This is a genomic window from Mesorhizobium sp. M7A.F.Ca.CA.001.10.2.1, from assembly GCF_003998575.1.
In the GTDB taxonomy this organism is placed as follows: Bacteria; Pseudomonadota; Alphaproteobacteria; order Rhizobiales; family Rhizobiaceae; genus Mesorhizobium.
The window spans coordinates 1-1,646 of sequence record NZ_RZQY01000957.1 but is presented as its reverse complement, the minus strand read 5'-3'; the positions used below and the strand labels follow the sequence as shown (position 1 = coordinate 1,646).

General features: G+C 63.3%; 2 protein-coding genes and 1 pseudogene. All 3 read right to left on the bottom strand.

The window, feature by feature from the left end; genetic code table 11:
• A pseudogene (locus EN964_RS33910) lies at positions 1-306 on the bottom strand (bifunctional folylpolyglutamate synthase/dihydrofolate synthase); the annotation flags it as partial.
• Positions 307-425: 119 nt separating this feature from the next.
• Positions 426-1,352 carry an acetyl-CoA carboxylase, carboxyltransferase subunit beta gene (accD, locus tag EN964_RS33905; protein WP_013528321.1) on the bottom strand — a complete coding sequence of 309 codons (927 nt, stop codon included), beginning with the start codon at positions 1,350-1,352 and terminating at the stop codon, positions 426-428.
• A 45-nt stretch (positions 1,353-1,397) separates the two neighbouring features.
• Positions 1,398-1,646: tryptophan synthase subunit alpha (locus EN964_RS33900; protein ID WP_206528808.1), on the bottom strand; the 249-nt coding region annotated here is incomplete at its 5' end.

The following is a 1,646-nucleotide window of genomic DNA, read 5'->3' as shown; positions in this document are numbered from 1 at the left end:
AGCCCTTGCCCCGACCAGCCTGCCGCCGCCGTCGGCGCCCAGCCGGTAACGCTCATACCAGTTGACCAGATGCGGCGAGGTGTGAACATGGACGCGGTAGTCCGCTGCCTCGAGCAGGGCGCGCGAAAAGGCGGCGCACGAGCCTTTGCCGTTGGTGCCGGCGATGTGGATGACCGGTGGCAGCCGATCCTGCGGATCGTCAAGCCGCTCCAGCAGCCGCGAAATGCGGTCGAGCGAAAGGTCGAAGCCTTTCGGATGAAGCGCCATCAGGGCTTCGATTTCGCGGTCGGCGGCAAGCGTCGTCATGGCAGAATCCTAGCGCATGAGCCGTGAAAACCAGAATCGGTTTCGGATGGCTATGGCAATCAAAAGCTACAGCGCGCCGAAGCACCCGTGCAATCGCGGTCGCGGCGCTTCGTGTCGCTTCAGGCTTGCGGCCGAGCTTCCGCGGCGACCACCGCCGGCGGCAGGATTTCCGGCTCCAGCGTTTTTTGCTCTTCCGGCAGCTTGAGCAGCATCTTGAGCAGGCGCGCGATCGTTTCACGCATTTCCAGCCTGGATACGACCATGTCGACCATGCCGTGCTCCATCAGATATTCGGAGCGCTGGAAGCCGTCGGGCAATTTCTCGCGGATCGTCTGTTCGATGACGCGCGGTCCGGCAAAGCCGATCAGCGCGCCGGGCTCGGCAATGTGCACGTCGCCCAGCATGGCATAGGAGGCGGTCACGCCGCCCGTGGTCGGGTTGGTCAAAACGACGATGTAGGGCAGGCCGGCTTCCTTCAGCCGGTCGACACCAACCGTTGTCCGCGGCAATTGCATCAGGGACAAAATACCTTCCTGCATGCGCGCGCCGCCGGAAGCGGCGAACAGGATCAGCGGCCGCTTGCGCTGCAGGGCCACTTCGAAGCCATGCACGATGGCGTCGCCAGCGGCCATGCCGAGCGAGCCGCCCATGAAGGCGAAATCCTGCACCGTGACCACCACCGGCAGACCCTCGACGGTGCCCAGCGCATTGATGATCGCGTCCTCAAGGCCGGTCTTGGCCTTGGCGTCCTTCAACCGGTCGACATAGCGCTTCTCGTCGCGGAATTTCAGCGGATCCTGCATCACCTTGGGGTTGTCCAGGGTCTCGTATTTGCCGCCATCGAAGAAGAATTTCAGCCGCTCCTTGGCCGAGATCTTCATGTGATGGCCGGACGACGGAATGACGAACTGGTTGGATTCCAGGTCCTTGTGGAACACCATCTCGCCGGTCTCCGGATCCTTGATCCAGAGGTTCTCGGGCATGTCGGTGCGCCGGCCGAGCATCGAATTGATCTTCGGGCGAACGTAATTGGTGATCCAGTTCATCGCTTCGGCTCCTGTCCTGACGAGGATTGGGAAGAGGTAGGAGAACTATTCGGCAGCAGCAAGGCGGGCCGAACGCACGCCTTGCGCAAGGCCGCTGACCAGCGTGGCGACGGCTTCGGCCGGATCGGCGGTCTTTTCGCCCTTCGGTCCCAGCACATTGGCAACCGCATTGACGATCGCGGTGCCGACGACGACACCGTCGGCATTGGCGCCGATCACCCGGGCCTGCTCGGCGGTCTTGACGCCGAAGCCGACGCAGACCGGCAGGTCGGTGTGGCCCTTGATGCGCTTGAC